22 protein-coding genes are annotated in these 18,168 nt (G+C 56.1%); 20 read left to right on the top strand and 2 right to left on the bottom strand.

Features of this window, described 5'->3' with window-relative positions; genetic code table 11:
• Positions 1–4: 4 nt before the first annotated feature.
• The 5 genes from WBK19_RS05550 (at position 5) to xdp1 (ending at position 5,797) form a co-directional block, all read left to right on the top strand.
• The gene (locus WBK19_RS05550) at positions 5–367 is read left to right on the top strand and encodes a PilZ domain-containing protein (protein ID WP_511287721.1); all 363 of its coding nucleotides are present in this window, start codon (positions 5–7) and stop codon (positions 365–367) included.
• Between the two features lie 9 nt (positions 368–376).
• Positions 377–1,150 (top strand): TatD family hydrolase, encoded by a 774-nt coding sequence (locus WBK19_RS05545; protein WP_511287719.1) that lies wholly within the window; start codon positions 377–379, stop codon positions 1,148–1,150.
• On the top strand, positions 1,147–1,815 hold the full coding sequence (locus tag WBK19_RS05540; protein ID WP_511287717.1) for an ankyrin repeat domain-containing protein: 669 nt from the start codon (positions 1,147–1,149) through the stop codon (positions 1,813–1,815). Before WBK19_RS05545 ends, WBK19_RS05540 begins: the two co-directional genes overlap by 4 nt.
• A 154-nt stretch (positions 1,816–1,969) precedes the next feature.
• Complete coding sequence (gene prsT, locus WBK19_RS05535) at positions 1,970–4,822, top strand: XrtA/PEP-CTERM system TPR-repeat protein PrsT (protein WP_511287715.1); 2,853 nt, start codon at positions 1,970–1,972, stop codon at positions 4,820–4,822.
• Between the two features lie 141 nt (positions 4,823–4,963).
• Positions 4,964–5,797 carry an exosortase-dependent surface protein XDP1 gene (gene xdp1 / locus WBK19_RS05530; protein ID WP_511287713.1) on the top strand — a complete coding sequence of 278 codons (834 nt, stop codon included), beginning with the start codon at positions 4,964–4,966 and terminating at the stop codon, positions 5,795–5,797.
• A gap of 72 nt (positions 5,798–5,869) precedes the next feature.
• Here xdp1 and WBK19_RS05525 read toward each other — a convergent pair whose 3' ends face one another.
• Complete coding sequence (locus tag WBK19_RS05525; RefSeq protein WP_511287711.1) at positions 5,870–6,139, bottom strand: phosphopantetheine-binding protein; 270 nt, start codon at positions 6,137–6,139, stop codon at positions 5,870–5,872.
• A 2-nt stretch (positions 6,140–6,141) separates the two neighbouring features.
• Positions 6,142–7,905, bottom strand: a complete 1,764-nt coding sequence (locus WBK19_RS05520) for a serine hydrolase domain-containing protein (protein WP_511287709.1) — start codon at positions 7,903–7,905, stop codon at positions 6,142–6,144.
• A 130-nt stretch (positions 7,906–8,035) separates the two neighbouring features.
• On the opposite strand from WBK19_RS05520, the gene cysE reads away from it, so the two are divergent.
• The 15 genes from cysE to WBK19_RS05445 all read left to right on the top strand — a co-directional run bounded on the left by cysE (position 8,036) and on the right by WBK19_RS05445 (position 18,164).
• Positions 8,036–8,791, top strand: a complete 756-nt coding sequence (gene cysE / locus WBK19_RS05515) for a serine O-acetyltransferase (RefSeq protein WP_511287707.1) — start codon at positions 8,036–8,038, stop codon at positions 8,789–8,791.
• 57 nt (positions 8,792–8,848) lie between these two features.
• Positions 8,849–9,352, top strand: coding sequence for a Fe-S cluster assembly transcriptional regulator IscR (gene iscR / locus WBK19_RS05510; protein ID WP_511287705.1), 504 nt, complete (start codon positions 8,849–8,851; stop codon positions 9,350–9,352).
• A gap of 10 nt (positions 9,353–9,362) precedes the next feature.
• Positions 9,363–10,523, top strand: coding sequence for a cysteine desulfurase family protein (locus WBK19_RS05505; protein ID WP_511287787.1), 1,161 nt, complete (start codon positions 9,363–9,365; stop codon positions 10,521–10,523).
• Between the two features lie 34 nt (positions 10,524–10,557).
• Positions 10,558–11,769 (top strand): IscS subfamily cysteine desulfurase, encoded by a 1,212-nt coding sequence (locus tag WBK19_RS05500; RefSeq protein WP_511287703.1) that lies wholly within the window; start codon positions 10,558–10,560, stop codon positions 11,767–11,769.
• 21 nt (positions 11,770–11,790) lie between these two features.
• Complete coding sequence (iscU, locus tag WBK19_RS05495; protein ID WP_226405456.1) at positions 11,791–12,174, top strand: Fe-S cluster assembly scaffold IscU; 384 nt, start codon at positions 11,791–11,793, stop codon at positions 12,172–12,174.
• A gap of 2 nt (positions 12,175–12,176) precedes the next feature.
• A complete protein-coding gene (gene iscA / locus WBK19_RS05490; protein WP_226405457.1) occupies positions 12,177–12,500 on the top strand; it encodes an iron-sulfur cluster assembly protein IscA in 324 nt (107 codons plus the stop codon).
• A complete protein-coding gene (hscB, locus tag WBK19_RS05485) occupies positions 12,500–13,024 on the top strand; it encodes a Fe-S protein assembly co-chaperone HscB (protein ID WP_511287701.1) in 525 nt (174 codons plus the stop codon). Before iscA ends, hscB begins: the two co-directional genes overlap by 1 nt.
• Positions 13,025–13,026: 2 nt before the next feature.
• Positions 13,027–14,907: a Fe-S protein assembly chaperone HscA gene (gene hscA / locus WBK19_RS05480; RefSeq protein ID WP_511287699.1), complete on the top strand. Its 1,881-nt coding sequence runs from the start codon at positions 13,027–13,029 to the stop codon at positions 14,905–14,907.
• A complete protein-coding gene (fdx, locus tag WBK19_RS05475) occupies positions 14,904–15,248 on the top strand; it encodes an ISC system 2Fe-2S type ferredoxin (RefSeq protein ID WP_226405460.1) in 345 nt (114 codons plus the stop codon). Before hscA ends, fdx begins: the two co-directional genes overlap by 4 nt.
• Complete coding sequence (gene iscX, locus WBK19_RS05470) at positions 15,245–15,439, top strand: Fe-S cluster assembly protein IscX (RefSeq protein ID WP_511287697.1); 195 nt, start codon at positions 15,245–15,247, stop codon at positions 15,437–15,439. The genes fdx and iscX overlap by 4 nt, the downstream gene beginning before the upstream one ends.
• The gene (locus WBK19_RS05465) at positions 15,418–15,726 is read left to right on the top strand and encodes a YkgJ family cysteine cluster protein (RefSeq protein WP_511287695.1); all 309 of its coding nucleotides are present in this window, start codon (positions 15,418–15,420) and stop codon (positions 15,724–15,726) included. Before iscX ends, WBK19_RS05465 begins: the two co-directional genes overlap by 22 nt.
• 28 nt (positions 15,727–15,754) lie before the next feature.
• Entirely contained in the window at positions 15,755–15,982 is a 228-nt protein-coding gene (locus tag WBK19_RS05460; protein WP_511287693.1) for a VF530 family protein, read from the top strand.
• Positions 15,979–16,176, top strand: a complete 198-nt coding sequence (locus WBK19_RS05455) for a hypothetical protein (protein WP_511287691.1) — start codon at positions 15,979–15,981, stop codon at positions 16,174–16,176. Before WBK19_RS05460 ends, WBK19_RS05455 begins: the two co-directional genes overlap by 4 nt.
• A 74-nt stretch (positions 16,177–16,250) precedes the next feature.
• Positions 16,251–16,436, top strand: a complete 186-nt coding sequence (locus WBK19_RS05450; RefSeq protein WP_511287689.1) for a hypothetical protein — start codon at positions 16,251–16,253, stop codon at positions 16,434–16,436.
• A 6-nt stretch (positions 16,437–16,442) separates the two neighbouring features.
• On the top strand, positions 16,443–18,164 hold the full coding sequence (locus WBK19_RS05445) for a SulP family inorganic anion transporter (protein ID WP_511287688.1): 1,722 nt from the start codon (positions 16,443–16,445) through the stop codon (positions 18,162–18,164).
• Positions 18,165–18,168: the final 4 nt, after the last annotated feature.

The raw sequence follows: 18,168 nt of genomic DNA, 5'->3' as shown, positions 1-18,168 counted from the left end.
AACGATGAGTGAAGCAAAATCCGCTCCGCAGCGCCCTAGCGTTCTCTCGCTGAACATTAATTCGAAATCCGCGCTTTACGCCGCATTCATGCCTCATTTGCGCAGCGGCGGAATCTTCATTCCGACGACTCGCAGTTACACCATCGGCGATGAAGTTTTCATGTTGTTGTCGCTGATGGATGATCCTGCCAAGTTGCCAATCGCCGGCACTGTCGTCTGGATCACCCCGGCTGGCGCCCAGAATGGCCGGGCGCAGGGAATCGGTGTGCATTTCAACAATGACGAAAGTGGCCAGGAAGCACGGCGCAAGATTGAAGGCCTGCTTGGTGGCGTCATGCAGTCGGCTCGTCCCACGCATACGCTCTGATTGACCGGCATGCTGGTCGACTCACACTGTCACCTTGATTTTCCCGATCTGGCCATTCGTATGCCGGACGTCCTGCAGCGCATGCAGGAAAACGAGGTCGGTCTGGCGGTCTGCATTGGCGTCAATCTGGAAGATTTGCCGCAGGTGATCGCCCTGGCAGAGCAGCATGTGCAGCTCTATGCCACCGTGGGTGTGCATCCCGAATATACGGATGTCGAAGAACCGGATGAGGAGAGGCTTCTGATCCTCGCCGCGCACCCGAAAGTGATTGCTATCGGCGAAACCGGGCTCGACTATTACTGGCAGAAGGATCAGCCTGAGTGGCAGCGCGACCGTTTCCGGACTCACATTCGGGCAGCCAAGCGTTGCGGCAAGCCGCTGGTGGTGCACACCCGTGATTCTGCTGCCGATACCTTGCGCGTACTGAAGGAAGAGGGCGCTGATACGGTCGGCGGTGTCATGCACTGCTTTACCGAAAACTGGGATATCGCCCGTCTGGCGCTTGATCTTGGCTTCTATCTCTCGTTTTCGGGAATCGTTACGTTCAAGAACGCTTCCGTCGTCAAGGAGGTGGCGCAGAAATGTCCGTTGGACCGCCTTCTCGTCGAAACCGATTCACCCTATCTGGCGCCGGTCCCGTATCGCGGCAAACCAAACGAGCCGGCCTATGTGCGCTATGTTGCCGAGGAAATCGCCAAGCTACGTTCGCTCACTATCGATCAAGTTCATCAGGCGACAACTGACAATTTTTTTTCGCTGTTCAAAGAGGCAAAACGGCCATGAAAATTAGCCAAAATTTCCGGTTGACCGTAGCAATTGCCCTTGCTGTTCCGGCCATCGTCGGCGCTGCTACCTACGACGATCTGATCGCCTCGGCCAAAATGGGCGACGTCAAGGAAATCGCGCAGCTTACCGCTAAGGGAGCATCTCTCGACACCACTGATATCGAAGGCAACACCCTGTTGATGCTTGCGGCCCGGGATGGACACGCCGAAACAGTCGATTTCCTGATCAAGAACCGTGCCAAACTTAACGCTCGCAATTCTGCTGGCGACACGGCGCTACGTCTGGCTGCCTTTCGCGGGCATCAGAAAGTTGTCGAGTTGTTGCTGGCGGGTGGTGCGGCAGTTAACATGCAAGGCTGGACGCCACTGGCCTACGCAGCATTCAGCGGCCATCTCGAGATTGCCAAGCTGCTCATCAAGGCTGGTGCCGATGTGAACCTAGCGTCCGAGAATGGCACGACGCCGCTAATTGCGGCGTCGCGCGGCGGGCACATTGATGTCGCCCAACTTCTGATCGCCAATAACGCTGATCTTGGCCGCGCCCTCGATAGCGGCGAAACAGCCCTTGATATCGCGCTGCGATTCAACAACACGGACATCGGAAACGTGATTCGCAAGGCAGGTGGTAAGTCAGGGAAATCAGTCAGTATAGAGGTTCGCTAGAAGCGGGGGGCGCGGCTTCATGAACCTAGACAACAAATCGCCAGGAATCCGTGAAATAAGCCCATTCGCTGCTTGGTGGAGATGGGTAGCATATTATTGGCATTTTGTTATTTTCCGGTTTTGCCAATCAATTCACTCAAGCATTCGGACCACGATGAGCCGCCAAACACGCACCAGCCTGCCTTTTGATCAATCTTCGACACGGCGACGCGTTGATCTCGCAATTCGCCTATCTGCTGCATTAGTAACGAGTATGGGGTTGGTGACCAACGGATCAGCAACACCCGAAAAGGCATCGATCTACTATGAAGACGCGCTAAAGAGATACGAAAAAAACGAAATGCCGGGCGCGGTCATTCAGTTAAAAAATGCCCTTCAGCAAGATTCAAAGATGCTTGCAGCCCACCTGCTACTCGGCAAGGCATTGCTCAGAAACGACGATCTCAAAGGTGCTGAGGCAGCATTTGAAGAGGCGCTGAAGCAGGGCGTAAACCGCGGCGAAGTTGCACTTCCTCTCGGGCAGGTTTATCTTGCCCTTGGACGACCGGAAGCAGTTATTGAAAAAATATCCGCATTGGGTTTGTCGCCAGCCTTGCAGGTCGAAGTCTTGACCATGCGCGCCAATGCCTATTTCGAGCAAGGGAAAGCCGTTCCTGCCACTCAGAGCCTTGAAAATGCACGGGCAATTGATCCTAAGTCAGCATCGCCGCTGATTGCCGAAGTGCCGATGCTGCTTGCAGCGGGCAGGCTTGATCTAGCCAAGGAAAAAGCAGCCAAGGCGCTGGAATTGGCCCCCAATAATGCCTACGCCTGGAACATGAAGGCCTCCGTGCTGCACGCCGCATTCGATGTTGGCGGTGCGCTGGCAGCCTACGACAAGGCTCTGTCCCTGCTGCCAAATCATGTCGATGCCAGAATTGCCCGCGCCGCGCTGCTGATCGACCTGAAGCGCGATGCCGAAGCTCGTAAAGATCTTGATTTTCTCCAAAAAGCAGCAGAAGACGAGCCTCGCGCCGCCTACCTGCGGGCGGTGCTGGCCGGCCATCAGGGTGATGGCCCGTTATTGTCAGCCGCGTTGACCGAGGTTACGCGAACCATCGACGCCTTGCCACCAGCGTGGCTGGCGCGCCGCGAGCAACTACTGATGGCTGCAGCCCTGGCGCACCATGGGCTAGGCAACTACCAAAAAGCCCGTGAGTACCTGGATGTTATCGTCGCCCGAAGTCCTCGCAACATAGGCGCGAAAAAGCTGCTCGCCTCAGTATATATTGAGGCAAAAGATTATGGACGTGCCCTCTCGTTACTCGAGTCGCTAAACCGGGCTACGCCAGATGACCCGCAAGTCATGTTCATGCTCGGTACTCTGCATCTGACTCAAAAACACTATGCCCAAGCCAGCGAACTACTTGAGAGAGCCGCCGCACGGACCAATTCAGCGGAAATGAAGCGGTCACTTGCCTTCAGCCAACTTGGGCTGGGACAGAACGAAAAAGGTATCGGCAACCTGGAAAAAGCCTTTGCTGCCAATCCTGGCGATACTCAGGCCGGCATGTCACTGGCCATGATCTACATGCGCCAGACGAAGACCGATAAGGCAATCAAGACAGCGGAAGCGATGGTAAAGCGTGATCCCGACAACTTGACTGCATTAAACTTCCTCGGGTCGCTAAAGGGTGCGACTGGCGATAAGGCCGGCGCCCGAACTGCATACACTCAAGTTCTGGCCAGGGATGCCGAATTCACCCCTGCAGCGATGAATCTGGCGCGGCTTGATATGGGCGAGAAACGTTTCGACGAAGCGCGGCGCAGACTCGATGCCTTGTTGAAAAAGCGCAACGATAATTACCAGGTACTCTATGAGTACGGCTTGCTCGAACAACGGGCAGGGAAACCAGTCGAAGCCATTCGCCATTTGACCAAGGCTGGTGATGTGCAGCGTACCGATCCGACACCTTTGCTGGCTTTGGTTGATCTGCACCTGAATCAGGGACAGGGCGATCTGGCGCTGAAAGTGGCTAAGGCTCTCGCCATGAACTTCGCCACTAACCTGCAAGTTCAGCTCACTTTGGCGCGAACCTATCTGGCTAATGGTGATGCAGCGAGTGCGCGAACAGTATTGGCCGGCGCCACACGATTGGCTGAATTCAATGCGAAATCCCAAGTCGCTATTGCCCGCATGCAATTGGCTGCCGGTAATCCAGATGGTGCCGCCTATAGCATCAGCAAGGCACAGCAGGATAGCCCCGGCGACCTGGCAGCTATGGTCCTGGCCGTTCAGGTAGAGACGCGACGCGGTGATGCCGTCAAGGCTGATATTGCGCTCAAGACGCTAACTGCCAAATATCCGGTATCGCTTGAGACGGCACGTGCCAGCGCCGATCTGGCGATGTCGCGTGGTCAATTTCCAATAGCCATCGCCGGCTACCGCAAAGTTCTTGCAGGTGCGGAAAATACCGGCAATGCACTGGCCCTTGTTCAAGCGCATATGGCCGCTGGTGAGGCCGGCAAGGCCGCAGCTTTTCTTGAAACCTGGGTAAAGAGCCGCCCAAATGACATTGCTGCACAAAAAGCACTTGCTGAAACTCAATTTCGTTCTGGCCAGTTGGTTGCAGCACAGCAGAGCTATCAGCGAGTGATTTCTGGCGATCCCGAGGATGCCTCGGCGCTAAACAATTACGCTAACCTGCTCCTGCAAGTGAACGATCCGGGGGCTCAGGAGGCCGCTGAAAAGGCACTTAAATTAGCCCCTACTCATCCCGCCTATGCTGATACGCTCGGTTGGATACTGGTTAGCAAGGGCCAAGTTGAAGCCGGCCTGCGTTATCTTCGCGAGGCCCGCCTGCGTAACCCGGGAAATGGCGAAATTAGATTCCACCTTGCGTATGCATTAAACAAGATCGGTCGCAAGGATGAGGCGCGTGAAGAGTTAAGCGCCGCACTTACTGGTCCGGGGCGTGTATCGAACAGTGTGACGGTTGGCCAGTTGAAGAAAGATTTGGGACTCTAAGCTGTGCGTCCGAGTGTCGGAATTTTTTACAATTTATAATTTTGATTTTACTTAACTCGTCCAACCCAATGAAATATATAGTGAAAGTTGTTTGGCCTGATTTTTGCTAATGTTGGTTAAGTATTTATTTCGGGGAAAACCATGAAATACCAATTCAAAGTATTGTTCAGCGCAGTGACGCTCGCTTTGGCGGGGCAGGTATCAGCGACGCAAACATGGAATTTGGCTGGAGCCTTATCTACAGGGGTAACAGTTAACGCCTACGCTAATACTGATGGCACGAACAATGCAACGAATGCTGCCAATAATGGAGCACTTCAAACAATTCAAAATGCAAACTGGGTTGGGCAAAGTGCTGGCTACGGTGGGGTTTCAAATGCCGATGGCTGCACGACTGGCTCCTATTGTGATCTGAATGAAGGGAGTTCCCCTGAGCACGCAATTGACAACAATCAGCGCTATGACATGGTTTTGGTCAGCTTCGCATCAGTAGTCAATTTGCAATCCTTGACCATGTCTTGGCGTAATAACGACTCTGACTTTACCGTGATGGCTTACACCGGATCGGCCACCGATCTTGCTGGCGTCAAGGCATCTTTGGTGGGCGATAAATACAACGCATTGACCGGGTGGACAGTAGTTGGAAGTTATGACGGTGCAGATCTTGGTGCAGGCGTTACCAGTACTGCTTCCACCACCTATCAGATTACTTCTGCCACCAAAACATTATCATCGTGGTGGCTGATAGGTGCCTACAACCCATTGGTTGGCGGAAGCAACACGGCTGCCGGGGTCGATAGTGGGACCGTTGCAACATATGATCACTTTAAGCTTGCATCGGTCTTTGGGTGCACTTCCACTGAAACCGGTTGCGGTGGAGGTGGTGGTGGCAAGGTTCCTGAGCCGGGTTCGCTGGCATTGATGGGGCTTGGTTTGATCGGTCTGCTTCGTATGCGTAAGGCTCAGCAAGGCTGATTGGATTCCTTCTCGTGGCAGTGGATGACGGCACCCTAGGGTGCCGTTTCTATTGGTGGGTATGGCAACGGCTTAGGTGCTCTTGCTACAGAGCTCCTCTATTAACGACGCTAACGTGGCGACTGAACGTAAGTGTAGGCGAGTTGCTTCGTCGTTGGCATCAAGCGCTACGCCGTATTTCTTCTTCAAGGCAAGTACTAGTTCAAGAGCATCAATCGAATCCAGTCCAAGGCCATCATTGGTGAAGAGTAAGGTGTCATTACCAATGTCTTCCGGCGTAGTGTCTTCGAGGCTCATCGTTTCGATGATGAAGATCTTCAGTTCCTGATGTAAGTCGCTCATTATTAATTCAGTTTTTTGCGTAATTGAATACCGGAAAAACCCAGCATGGTTTCGTCTCCTGAGTCAATCAGGTGTAGTGTATCGCCGCGGCCAGTACCGAGGCCAGCTGTTACCACTTCGCTGTCGGAGACTGCATTGAAAGCGATCTGCAAAAGGAGGTCAGGAACTTCCGGGAAATGTGCTACACCGACCAGCAGGCCGTTATCTTCCTTGAGTAGGAGGCGGTCTGGCGATGGGCCATCGATCTTGCCGATGATCTCGTAGTTGCCTAGATTTTTCCAAAACCGTTCGGGTATCGTCGTTGGTTTGAGCTTTTCGCCGAAAATCAGCGATTCGGCGCCGATTCGACCGACGATAATTTGCCGTCCGTCGACATTTGCCATCGACAGGTGAATATCTTCGAAGGCGCCAACGCGCACGGCCATCATGCCAAATAATCGGTACTTGATGGTTAGCAGCCCGTCTTCGTGCGGAACTAGCCGGAATTGATGGCCGGCTGCCTCAACGTCGATCTGGCCATTTTTTGTGCTGATTCTGGCCAGACCAACCATGGTGTCGAAATTGCCGTCGAACTGCCGCAACTCATCGGTAGTCGGGGCGCGCTCGACGGCTCGCACAGGTGGCGTGGCGTCCTGGCGAATGCCCGTCTTGGCTTCAAGCATCAGGCGGAGGGCCTCTGTCGCGATTTTCGAGACGGCGACGTGGGATGACGACGAATTGGAGAGTACAACGATACCCAGTTTGTGCTCCGGCAGGATCGCCATCATGCTGTGCGAGTCAGGAAGTGATCCGCCATGGCTGGCAACGGTACCGCCTCCCGGTACATCAATGCCGCTCATCATCCAGCCCAGGCCGACGTATTGCCCAAAGGTCATCGGGAAATTCTTGTTCTGGATGCGCACCATTTCCTGGGCTGATGCTGCCGAGAGAATCTGGTGTTGGCCAGCCTTGCCGTTGCCGAACTGCATTTTGAGGAACTGGCTGAGGTCGACTACGTTGCTCAGCAGATTGGCGGCAGGCATGTCGCGTAGTGAAAAGACCTCGATTTCCTTGTTGCGGTCGTAGGCCTTGGCGATCGGGCGCGGCACGAAACTGCTCTGCGTCATGCCCAGTGGCTGGAAGAAGCTGCGATCCATGTAGGCCTCGAAGGGCTCGCCGCTGACTTTTTGAATCGCCGCACCGAGCAGTGCCATGCCAAGGTTGGAATAGGAAAATACGTAGTTTGGCGGGAAGGCCTGGTATTCGTCGCGGATGTTGGCAACCACCGTCTCGAAACGGTCTGGTTCTCTGACAAAAAGACCTTGCAGGAAATTCGATGGCAGCCCGGAGTGATGGCACATGATGTTGCGGGGTGTCACCGGATCGGCGTTTGGAAAACGGCTTCGGATGGAAAACTCAGGCAGGGCAACGGCCAGTGGCTGGTCGATGTCAAGGTTTCCCTGTTCAGCCAACTGCATGGCCGCTGCTGCCGTAAAGACCTTGGCGATTGATCCGGCGCGATACACTGTTTCCGGTGTGGCCAATACTTTGTTTTCCAGGTCGGCATAGCCAAAGCCTTGCTGCCAGACTATTTTCTGGTCATCGACCAGGGCGATACTGATGCCGGTGATCTCGTTTTGTGCCATTTCACGGTCAACCAGCCATGAAAGGTATTTTTGGGTGTGGCTGTAATCGCCGCGCGTATTACTAGTCGCGATCGGTGCTGGCGTTGCGCAACCAGTAAGCAAAATGATGGCAATAAGTAGCGATGCAAGGCGATTGGGCATGGAGAACTAGCGAATTGCGGCAAGTGCCGGATTATAAACTTATACGATGTTACAGCCTCCGGGAAAATAGCTGACAAATTCAGTCGAGTATTCTAAAATCGCCCTCCATTCAACAGGGAGATCAGGTTTCATGTTCCGGTATTTGCGTGAGGACATCCGTGCGGTTTTTGACCGCGATCCGGCCGCCCGCTCATTCTGGGAGGTGCTTACCTGCTATCCCGGCATTCACGCCCTGATCATGCATCGCTTGGCGCACTGGCTGTGGCGGCACCGCCTTCGTTGGCTGGCCCGCTTCACGGCTCACTTGTCACGGATGCTGACGGGCATTGAAATTCACCCAGGCGCCACTATCGGTCGCCGTTTCTTCATCGATCATGGCATGGGTGTTGTGATCGGCGAAACGGCTGTGATCGGTGATGACGTCACGCTCTATCATGGCGTCACGCTCGGTGGCACCTCGTGGAACAAAGGCAAGCGTCACCCCACTCTGGAAAATGGCGTAGTTGTTGGCGCCGGAGCCATGGTGCTGGGTCCGATTACCATCAGTGCTGGCGCCAAGATTGGCTCGAATGCCGTGGTCACCAAGCCAGTGCCTGCTGGATCTACCGCAGTTGGCAACCCGGCGCGGATACTTGATAACAACGAGCAGACTCGTCAACGTGAGGCTCAGGCTGAAAAGCTGGGCTTTTCGGCTTACGCCGTTGGTCGAGATCAGGATGATCCGCTGGCCAAGGCTATCCACGCGTTGCTTGACCATGCTGCCGAGACTGATCGACGTCTGGCTTCGCTGGTCAAGGAGCTCGATGCTCAAGGCGTCAAGTGCGATCAAGAGGTGGAGCAGTCCGATGCATTCGATCCGAAATACCTGAGTAAAATAGTTGACTAAATTTGTCTGGTTTGGATATAGTTGACTACAACACTAGGTTATTAGCAGAGGTTCGGAATGCGTTTGACAACCAAAGGACGTTTCGCCGTGACGGCCATGATGGATCTCGCTATGCGAGGCGAGGACGGGCCCGTGGCGCTGGCCAGCATCAGTGAACGGCAGCAGATATCGCTGTCCTATCTGGAGCAGTTGTTTGGCAAATTGCGTCGCCACAAATTGGTCGATAGTGTACGCGGTCCTGGAGGCGGCTATTGCATTGCTCGTCCGTTCGATCAGGTTGCCGTTGCCGACATTATTCGTGCGGTCGACGAACAACTCGATGCCACCCAATGTGGTGGTCGCGAGAACTGCCATGATGAACACCGTTGCATGACGCATGATCTGTGGACAACGCTGAATACAAGAATGTTTGACTACCTTGCTTCTGTATCGCTCGCTGAACTCGTCGAGCGTGAAAAGGCAAAGCGTGCTCCCGGTGCGATCGTGCTTGAGGATAAACGCAGACTTGGTCCGCAGCCGCGTGGTCGTGCCGGGCGCGACAAGTTGCCGGCGGTTGCCTGAGCGCAATACGATGTTTAGCCCCATTTATCTCGACCACAATGCCACGACACCGCTCGACCCGACGGTGCTGGCAGCGATGTTGCCCTGGCTTGAAAGTCAGTTCGGCAACGCGTCGAGCCGCCACGAATATGGTCGGCGGGCACGACAGGCCATCGACGAAGCGCGGCAAAAGGTTGCATCGGCAGTCCATGCTCATCCGACCGAGGTGGTATTCACCAGTGGGGGCAGCGAAGCCAATAACCTGTTCCTTAAAGGGGCTGCTGCGAGCCTCAATGCAGGTCTGCTTGCAGTCAGTGCCATTGAGCATCCTTGCGTACTCAAACCGGCCGCCCAGCTAGCTCGTCAGGGGTGGCAGGTCAGGCATCTTGCGGTCGACGGCGCAGGACGGGTAAGAGTCGAGGACTATGCCGAAGCACTGCTCGACAAACCGAAGCTGCTCTCGATCATGTTCGCCAATAATGAAACAGGTGTCGTGCAGGATGTCGCGGCACTAGCGAACGCAGCAAGGACCTCCGGGGCTTGGTTCCATTCCGATGCCGTCCAGGCATTTGGCAAGCTGGATATCGATTTCCGCGCTTTAAACGCGGCTGGCGTTCACGCCATGACGCTGTCTGCACACAAGGCTGGCGGACCCAAAGGCGCGGCGGCGCTGGTTCTCGACAAACGAGTAGAGTTGCAGCCATTAATTGCTGGCGGTGGCCATGAGCGAGGACTTCGCTCTGGCACCGAAAATGTGCCGGCGATCGTTGGATTTGGCGTTGCCGCGGAACTTGCCGCGGCGCGCGTTGCCGAACTAACGGCTTGCATGCGGGCCATGCAGGTGAAGCTGGAAGCAGGGCTGGCTGGATTGGGCGCCCATATTTTTGCGACGGAAGTGACGCGTTTGCCGAATACCAGCTATTTCGCCTTCCCGAATATTGATGGCGAGACGCTGGTCGGCAAGTTGGATCGTGAAGGGTTTGCCGTGGCTAGCGGGGCTGCATGCTCGAGCGCGAATCCTGAACCGTCGCATGTTCTGCGCGCCATGGGGGTAGCCCCGGAAATCGCTCGTGGAGCAGTGCGAGTAAGCCTCGGCGGTGGCAATACGGCAGCCGAGATCGAACAATTTATCAATGCCTTGCGGGTGACAGTCGGACGCCTGCGGGGACTGACCGCTCTTGCGACGCATTGAGCTGTCTGAACAACCCGACTTAGCGAGAATGACGATGAAACTCCCCATTTACCTGGATTACTCGGCAACCACCCCGGTCGACCCACGTGTCGCCGCAAAAATGATTCCCTATCTGTGCGAGCACTTTGGCAATCCCGCTTCGCGTTCGCACAGCTTCGGCTGGGTTGCCGATGCGGCGGTCGAGGAAGCTCGCGAGCAGGTTGCCGCGCTGGTCGGCGCTGATCCCAAGGAAATCGTCTGGACCTCCGGCGCTACCGAATCCAACAATCTCGCCATCAAGGGTGCGGCCAATTTCTACGCTGGTACCAAGGGCAAGCACATCATCACGGTGAAGACCGAGCACAAGGCCGTACTCGACACCGTGCGGGAAATGGAGCGCCAAGGATTCGAAGCGACCTATCTCGATGTCAAGGAAGACGGTCTGCTTGATCTGGAAGTCTTCAAGGCGGCCATCCGTCCGGATACCGTTCTGGCCTCGGTAATGTTCGTCAATAATGAAGTCGGTGTCATCCAGCCGATCGCTGAACTGGGCGAAATCTGCCGCGAGAAGGGTATTGTTTTCCACGTTGATGCCGCCCAGGCGACCGGCAAGGTCGATATTGACCTGAGCAAGCTCAAGGTTGATCTGATGAGTTTCTGTGCTCACAAGACCTACGGCCCGAAAGGCATTGGCGCGCTGTATGTCCGCCGCAAGCCGCGTATTCGTCTTGAGGCGCAGATGCACGGCGGTGGTCACGAGCGTGGTTTCCGTTCTGGCACCTTGCCGACGCACCAGATCGTCGGTATGGGCGAATGCTTCCGTTTGGCCCGGGAAGAAATGACCGAAGAAAACAAACGTGTGGGTGCTTTGCGCGACAAGTTGCTGAAAGGCTTGCAGGACATTGAGGAAACTTTCGTCAATGGCGACCTGACGCAACGGGTGGCGCACAATCTCAATATCAGCTTCGCTTACGTTGAGGGTGAATCGATGATCATGGCGATCAAGGATCTGGCAGTCTCTTCCGGCTCCGCCTGCACCTCGGCCAGTCTGGAGCCGTCCTATGTGTTGCGCGCCTTGGGGCGTGATGATGAGTTGGCCCATAGCTCCATCCGTTTCAGCATCGGTCGTTTTACGACAGAGGAAGAAATAGACTATGCAATCAAATTGTTGCATACGAAAGTTGGTAAATTACGTGAGCTTTCTCCGTTGTGGGAAATGTTCAAGGACGGCATTGACCTGAGTACCGTTCAATGGGCTGCACACTAAAGAAACTCAAGGAGAAACAGCATGAGCTACAGCATAAAAGTCATTGATCATTATGAGAATCCGCGCAACGTTGGTTCCTTCGGCAAGGAAGATGATGACGTAGGTACCGGTATGGTCGGCGCACCGGCCTGCGGCGACGTCATGAAACTGCAGATCAAGGTGAACAAGGCCGGCGTGATTGAGGATGCCAAGTTCAAAACTTACGGCTGCGGTTCGGCCATCGCATCGTCTTCGCTGGTGACCGAGTGGGTCAAGGGCAAGACGGTCGATCAGGCCTTGTCGATCAAAAACACGGAAATTGCCGAAGAATTGGCCTTGCCGCCGGTTAAAATTCACTGTTCGATTCTGGCCGAGGATGCCATCAAGGCAGCTGTGGCCGATTACAAGAAAAAGCACGGAGAATAAGCATGGGCGTCACCTTGAGCGATAAGGCGGCAACACACGTCGCCAACTTTCTGGCAAAGCGCGGCAAAGGCATTGGCCTGCGCCTCGGCGTGCGGACCAGTGGCTGTTCCGGCATGGCGTACAAGCTGGAATTTGTCGACGAGGTGAATCCTGATGACATGGTGTTTGAACACAATGGCGTCAAGGTCATTGTCGACGCCAAGAGCCTGCCTTACCTGGATGGAATGGAACTCGACTTCGCTCGCGAGGGCTTGAACGAAGGTTTCAAGTTCAACAATCCGAACGTCAAAGATCAGTGCGGTTGCGGCGAATCCTTTAACGTCTGATGGATTTCCGAGCCGACCATTTCTCCCTGTTTGGGTTGAATCCGGGCTTCCGGCTCGATATGTCCGACCTGGATTCGCGCTATCGCGATATTCAGGCGCAGGTGCATCCGGATCGGTTCGCTAATGCTGGTGATGCCGACCGTCGTCTCTCGATGCAGTGGGCCACGCATGCCAATGAAGCCTACCAGACGCTGAAAAAGCCGCTGGAGCGAGCTAAATACATGCTTCATCTGGCTGGCCACGACATTCAGGCGGAGAGCAATACCGCCATGCCCACCGATTTTTTGATGGAGCAAATGGAATGGCGCGAAGCGGTGATGGAGGCTCGCGATGGTGGTGACCACCACGAACTGGAGCGACTGCACAACCGGCTGCGCGGCGATATCAACGCCCGTTATGAAGAGCTCGGCAAAATGTTCGATCAGGGCGAGCTTGCGCTGGCCACGGATCGTGTTCGTCGTCTGATGTTCCTGGAAAAACTTTTGTACGAAATCGACGACGCGCTGGCGTCGCTGGAAGAATAAAAATGGCCCTGTTTCAAATTGCCGAGCCTGGTGAGTCGGCCGCCCCTCATGAACACAAACTTGCCATCGGTATCGACCTTGGTACGACCAACTCTTTGGTTGCCACGGTTCGTAGTGGAATGGCTGTCTGCCTTAACGATGAGCAGGGCCGTCCCTTGCTTCCGTCGGTGGTCCGTTACCATGCCGACAACAGCACGGAAGTCGGTTTTGACGCCCAGACCAAGCAGGCAATCGATCCGCGCAACACGATTGTTTCGGTCAAACGCTTCATGGGGCGCGGGTTGAAGGATATTGCCCACGTTGAATCGATGCCTTACGACTTCATCGAAGCGCCGGGCATGGTCAAGGTCAGGACTATTGCCGGCATCAAAAGCCCGGTTGAAGTTTCTGCTGAAGTCCTGAAAAGTCTCAAGGAGCGCGCTGAGACAGCGCTTGGTGGTGATCTGGTCGGGGCGGTGATTACCGTGCCGGCTTATTTTGACGACGCACAGCGCCAGGCCACCAAGGATGCGGCGCGCCTGGCCGGTCTGAATGTTCTGCGCCTGCTCAATGAGCCGACGGCTGCAGCCATCGCCTATGGCCTTGATAACGCTGCCGAAGGCGTCTATGCGGTCTATGACCTCGGCGGTGGTACTTTTGACATCTCCATTCTCAAGCTGACCAAGGGCGTTTTTGAGGTCATGTCCACCGGTGGTGATTCGGCGTTGGGCGGGGATGACTTTGACCACCGCATCTTTTGCTGGGTTATTGAACAAGCCAAGCTGCAGCCTTTGTCGCCGGAAGATGGGCGTCATTTGATGATGCGTTGCCGCGAGGCCAAGGAATACCTGACCAACAACCCGGAAGCGCAGATCACTGTTCGACTGATCTCGGGCGAAATGGTCGATATCAAGCTCGATGTTCCAACCTTCGCGGCGATTGCCCAGACGCTGATCTCGAAGACCCTGCAGCCGGTCAAGAAGGCCCTTCGTGACGCCGGCTTGCGCGTCGAAGACATCAAGGGCGTCGTTATGGTCGGCGGCTCGACGCGCATGCCGCAGGTCCAGAAGGCTGTCGGCGATTTCTTCCGTCAGGATCCGCTGACCAATCTCGATCCGGACAAGGTCGTTGCCCTCGGCGCTGCGACCCAGGCCAACTTGTTGGTTGGCAACAAGACCGGCAAGGACGACTGGCTGCTGCTTGACGTCATTCCGCTATCGCTTGGCCTCGAAACGATGGGCGGCCTGACCGAAAAGGTCATTCCGCGCAATTCCACCATTCCGACGGCACGGGGCCAGGAATTCACGACTTTCAAGGATGGCCAGACGGCGATGGCGATTCACGTTGTGCAAGGTGAGCGGGAACTGGTGAGTGACTGCCGTTCGCTGGCGCGCTTCGAGCTGCGCGGCATTCCGCCGATGGTGGCTGGTGCGGCGCGTATCCGCGTGACGTTTCAGGTCGATGCCGATGGCCTGCTGTCGGTAGCGGCGCGTGAACAGACGACTGGCATCGAGTCCAGCGTTACCGTCAAGCCGTCCTACGGCCTGACGGATGACGAGATCGCCGGCATGCTCAAGGATTCGATGGAACACGCCAAGGACGACGCAATGAGTCGTGCCCTCAAGGAGGCGCAGGTCGAAGCGCAGCGAATGATCGAGGCTACCGAAGCTGCAATGATGGAAGATCCGCATCTGTTGAATGAGGCTGAAAACGCCAAAATCGTCGCGACCATCGCCAAGCTGCGCGAAACCATCGCTGGCGAGAATCGCCGCCTGATCAATATCGCCATGGACGACCTGGGTTTCGAGACGCAGGCCTTTGCTCATCGTCGCATGGACCAAAGCATCAAAAAGGTGTTGGCCGGCCGCAACGTGGACGACATCAAAATGGGAGAAGACGCATGACGCAATTGATCGTCCTGCCACATCTTGAACTTTGCCCGGATGGCGCCGTCATTGAAGCGGAAGAGGGTAAATCGATTTGTGAGAATCTGCTGGCCAACGAGATCGAACTCGATCACGCCTGCGAAATGTCCTGTGCCTGCACCACCTGCCACGTCATCGTGCGCGATGGCTTCGACTCGTTGGAGCCGGCTGAAGACATCGAAGAAGATCTGCTCGACAAGGCTTGGGGGCTGGAACCCAATTCGCGCCTTGGCTGCCAGGCAATCGTACGGTCAACGCCAATAACAGTCGAAATTCCGAAATACAGCATCAACATGGCGAAGGAAGGGCATCGCAAATGAAATGGACCGACATCAACGATATCGCCATCGAACTGACCGATACCCACCCGGACAAGGATCCGCTGACAGTCAATTTCGTCGATCTGCGTGACTGGGTGATGGCTTTGCCCGGCTTCAACGATGACCCCAAACACTGCGGTGAAAAAATTCTCGAAGCGATCCAGCAGGCGTGGATCGACGAGGTCGCGTAATTCTGGCTGTCGAACCGCTATCCATCACTTGTGAGCAATGCTCGGCCTGTTGCTGCCAGCTTGAAGTCATGCTGATGGAAGGAGATGATGTGCCTCGCCGCTTCTCCACTCAGGACGATTGGGGCGGCTGGGTCATGCGACGCCTCGATGACGGCTGGTGCGCAGCGCTTGATCGTGGCACCATGCGCTGCACAATTTATGATCGCCGACCCGATAATTGCCGGGTGTTTGAAATGGGCGACAGCGATTGCCAGCGCGAACGGGAACTTTTCTACGCCCCCGCCTGAGTTTTTCACTAACCAAACGTTGCCACCCATGTCAGAAAAGCAAGCCAACAATCCACTACATGGCCTGACCCTTGAGACGATTCTCAATCGGCTGGTGGCCACGTATGGATGGGCCGAACTCGGTCAGATCATCGACATTCGCTGCTTCAACCTCGATCCTAGCATTGCTTCCAGCCTGAAATTCCTGCGCCGCACGCCTTGGGCGCGGGAAAAGGTTGAGGCGCTCTACGTTTCTACTGAATTTGACCTGCCATGACCTACGAAGAACATCTCGACGAAGTAACGACACTCATCACCGAAAAATACGACATCGCTGACCAAGCAGCGATCAAGATGGTGATGCGCGCCCAGGCTGACGATTTCTTTACCGGCCATGACGATGATGAGTCAATCTGCACGCTGGATCGCGCTCATCTGGATGCCAAGGCAATTTTCAAGAAGTACAAGTAGCCGGAATGCGCTCGACTCGTGGAACCGCCGCCGTCGCTCGCCTGAATCAACGCAGTGCGGGACGGAATTACGTCATGGTGATTACCAGTAACAGCCATTTCGTCTTGCGCGAGCGGGTCGAGGGCGTCGATAAGGATGTTTCGGAGCCACTGGCGCTCGACGAGTTTGTACGCTTTGTAAACGCGCAAGGGCCGCAGGTCGTGCCGCGGGTTACCAAGAACGATGCCGCTTTTGCCCGGCAACTGGTCAAGAAAGTCTGAAGCCGTATGGCTAAGCTGATCCCGGGTTGGCTGGCCCATTACCCGAAAGACAAGCTGGGCGCGGATATCGCTGCCGGCCTCATTGTTACCATCCTCGTCATTCCGCAGAGTCTGGCCTACGCGCTTCTGGCCGGCCTGCCACCGCAACTCGGCTTGTATGTCAGCATCTTCCCGGTGATTGCCTACGCGCTGCTCGGTAGCAGCATGGTGCAGGCGGTCGGGCCGGTGGCCATTACCGCGATCATGACCTATTCAGTCCTGAGTCCGATTGCGCCCCCTGGTTCATCGCTCTACATCATGTTGGCCGCCGCGCTGTCGCTGCTTTCCGGGCTGATGCTGCTGGCCTGCGGTGCGCTACGCCTGGGTTTCTTGTCACAACTGCTCAGCCGGCCGGTGATCAGCGGCTTCATTTCGGGTTCGGCCGTGTTGATCATCATCAGCCAGCTGAAATATCTGACCGGAGTCGTACCGCACGGGTTGAACAGCGGTGACCTGCTGCTTGACCTGCTTGAAAAACTGCCACAGGCGCATTTGCCGACCTTGGTCATCGGGGTGCTCGCCTTCGCCATCCTTGCCGTCGTTCGCCTGGCATTCGCCGGCTGGCTGGTCCGCGCCGGCCTGAGCAAGGCGCGAGCCGCCTTCATTGTGCGCGTGATGCCGCTGGTCGTCGTCATTGTCGGTACGCTGGTCGTTATCGAAGCGGATCTTGACCGTAGCCAGGGCGTTGCCGTAGTCGGCTCGGTGGTGGCGGGCCTGCCCGGCTTCACCTTCTTCGTACCTAGCCTCGACACCGTGCATCGCCTGCTGTTGCCGGCCTTCGTGATGATGCTGATCGGCATGGTGCAGAGCATCACCATGGCCCAGGCGCTGGCCATCAAGCGGCGTGAGCGGATCGATCCGAATGCCGAACTGGTTGGCCTCGGCGCGGCCAATGTCGTGGCGGGGTTTTACGGCGGCATGCCGGTTGGTGGTGGCCTGTCGCGTTCGGCCATAAATGTCGCGGCGGGGGCTCAGACACCTTTGGCCAGCATTCTGTCGGCGCTCGCCATGATCGGCGTCGTGGCTGGTGCTGCGCAGTGGTTCGAGCGCCTGCCGCTGGCTGTACTGGCTGCCAACATCATGATGGCCGCAATCTCGATGATCGACCTGCAGGCGCTCCGCCAGGCCTGGTCCTACGACCGGGCCGATGCGCTGGCCTTGTTGTGCACCGCCGGTGGCGTATTGCTCTTTGGCCTGGAGGCGGGGATCGGCATGGGTATCGTGCTGTCGATGGCGACGTTGTTGTTTCGCACCAGTGTCCCCCATATCGCGGTCGTCGGGCGGATGCCAGGTACCGAGCATTTTCGCAATGTCGCCCGTTACGCGGTCGAGACGCTGCCCGGGGTGCTATTTGTTCGCATAGACGAGCGACTATTCTTCGGCAATCTGGGCGCTGTCGAGCAACGCTTGACTCAGGAACTGGAACGCGTCGCCGATGCCCATGATCTGGTGCTGGTAATGAGCGGCGTCAACCTGCTCGACACGACGGCAGTCGAGGTTTTCGGCGAAATCAATCAGGATCTTGCCGAGCGCGGCATCAAGTTGCATCTGGCCGAGGTCAAAGGCCCGGTTCAGGACAGGCTGATGAAGTCCGCGCTGTGGAGTGCGCTGACTGGCGAGGTATTCCTGTCAGCCAATGCCGCCTACGAAAAGCTGGCGCCACCCGAAGTGTGGTGTCCGGAAATCTAGAAGC

Origin of the sequence: Azonexus sp. (genome assembly GCF_049652925.1) — a bacterium.
Taxonomy (GTDB): domain Bacteria; phylum Pseudomonadota; class Gammaproteobacteria; order Burkholderiales; family Rhodocyclaceae; genus Azonexus.
The sequence above is the reverse complement of the archived record's forward strand: the minus strand, read 5'-3'. Positions and strand labels throughout refer to the sequence as shown.

What these genes read in the sequence shown, in the direction of transcription:
- WBK19_RS05550 (WP_511287721.1), top strand. Translation starts at nt 5, where the DNA reads ATGAGTGAAGCAAAATCCGCTCCGCAGCGCCCTAGCGTTCTCTCGCTG.
- WBK19_RS05545 (WP_511287719.1), top strand. Translation starts at nt 377, where the DNA reads ATGCTGGTCGACTCACACTGTCACCTTGATTTTCCCGATCTGGCCATT.
- WBK19_RS05540 (WP_511287717.1), top strand. Translation starts at nt 1,147, where the DNA reads ATGAAAATTAGCCAAAATTTCCGGTTGACCGTAGCAATTGCCCTTGCT.
- prsT (WP_511287715.1), top strand. Translation starts at nt 1,970, where the DNA reads ATGAGCCGCCAAACACGCACCAGCCTGCCTTTTGATCAATCTTCGACA.
- xdp1 (WP_511287713.1), top strand. Translation starts at nt 4,964, where the DNA reads ATGAAATACCAATTCAAAGTATTGTTCAGCGCAGTGACGCTCGCTTTG.
- WBK19_RS05525 (WP_511287711.1), bottom strand. Translation starts at nt 6,139, where the DNA reads ATGAGCGACTTACATCAGGAACTGAAGATCTTCATCATCGAAACGATG.
- WBK19_RS05520 (WP_511287709.1), bottom strand. Translation starts at nt 7,905, where the DNA reads ATGCCCAATCGCCTTGCATCGCTACTTATTGCCATCATTTTGCTTACT.
- cysE (WP_511287707.1), top strand. Translation starts at nt 8,036, where the DNA reads ATGTTCCGGTATTTGCGTGAGGACATCCGTGCGGTTTTTGACCGCGAT.
- iscR (WP_511287705.1), top strand. Translation starts at nt 8,849, where the DNA reads ATGCGTTTGACAACCAAAGGACGTTTCGCCGTGACGGCCATGATGGAT.
- WBK19_RS05505 (WP_511287787.1), top strand. Translation starts at nt 9,363, where the DNA reads ATGTTTAGCCCCATTTATCTCGACCACAATGCCACGACACCGCTCGAC.
- WBK19_RS05500 (WP_511287703.1), top strand. Translation starts at nt 10,558, where the DNA reads ATGAAACTCCCCATTTACCTGGATTACTCGGCAACCACCCCGGTCGAC.
- iscU (WP_226405456.1), top strand. Translation starts at nt 11,791, where the DNA reads ATGAGCTACAGCATAAAAGTCATTGATCATTATGAGAATCCGCGCAAC.
- iscA (WP_226405457.1), top strand. Translation starts at nt 12,177, where the DNA reads ATGGGCGTCACCTTGAGCGATAAGGCGGCAACACACGTCGCCAACTTT.
- hscB (WP_511287701.1), top strand. Translation starts at nt 12,500, where the DNA reads ATGGATTTCCGAGCCGACCATTTCTCCCTGTTTGGGTTGAATCCGGGC.
- hscA (WP_511287699.1), top strand. Translation starts at nt 13,027, where the DNA reads ATGGCCCTGTTTCAAATTGCCGAGCCTGGTGAGTCGGCCGCCCCTCAT.
- fdx (WP_226405460.1), top strand. Translation starts at nt 14,904, where the DNA reads ATGACGCAATTGATCGTCCTGCCACATCTTGAACTTTGCCCGGATGGC.
- iscX (WP_511287697.1), top strand. Translation starts at nt 15,245, where the DNA reads ATGAAATGGACCGACATCAACGATATCGCCATCGAACTGACCGATACC.
- WBK19_RS05460 (WP_511287693.1), top strand. Translation starts at nt 15,755, where the DNA reads ATGTCAGAAAAGCAAGCCAACAATCCACTACATGGCCTGACCCTTGAG.
- WBK19_RS05455 (WP_511287691.1), top strand. Translation starts at nt 15,979, where the DNA reads ATGACCTACGAAGAACATCTCGACGAAGTAACGACACTCATCACCGAA.
- WBK19_RS05450 (WP_511287689.1), top strand. Translation starts at nt 16,251, where the DNA reads ATGGTGATTACCAGTAACAGCCATTTCGTCTTGCGCGAGCGGGTCGAG.
- WBK19_RS05445 (WP_511287688.1), top strand. Translation starts at nt 16,443, where the DNA reads ATGGCTAAGCTGATCCCGGGTTGGCTGGCCCATTACCCGAAAGACAAG.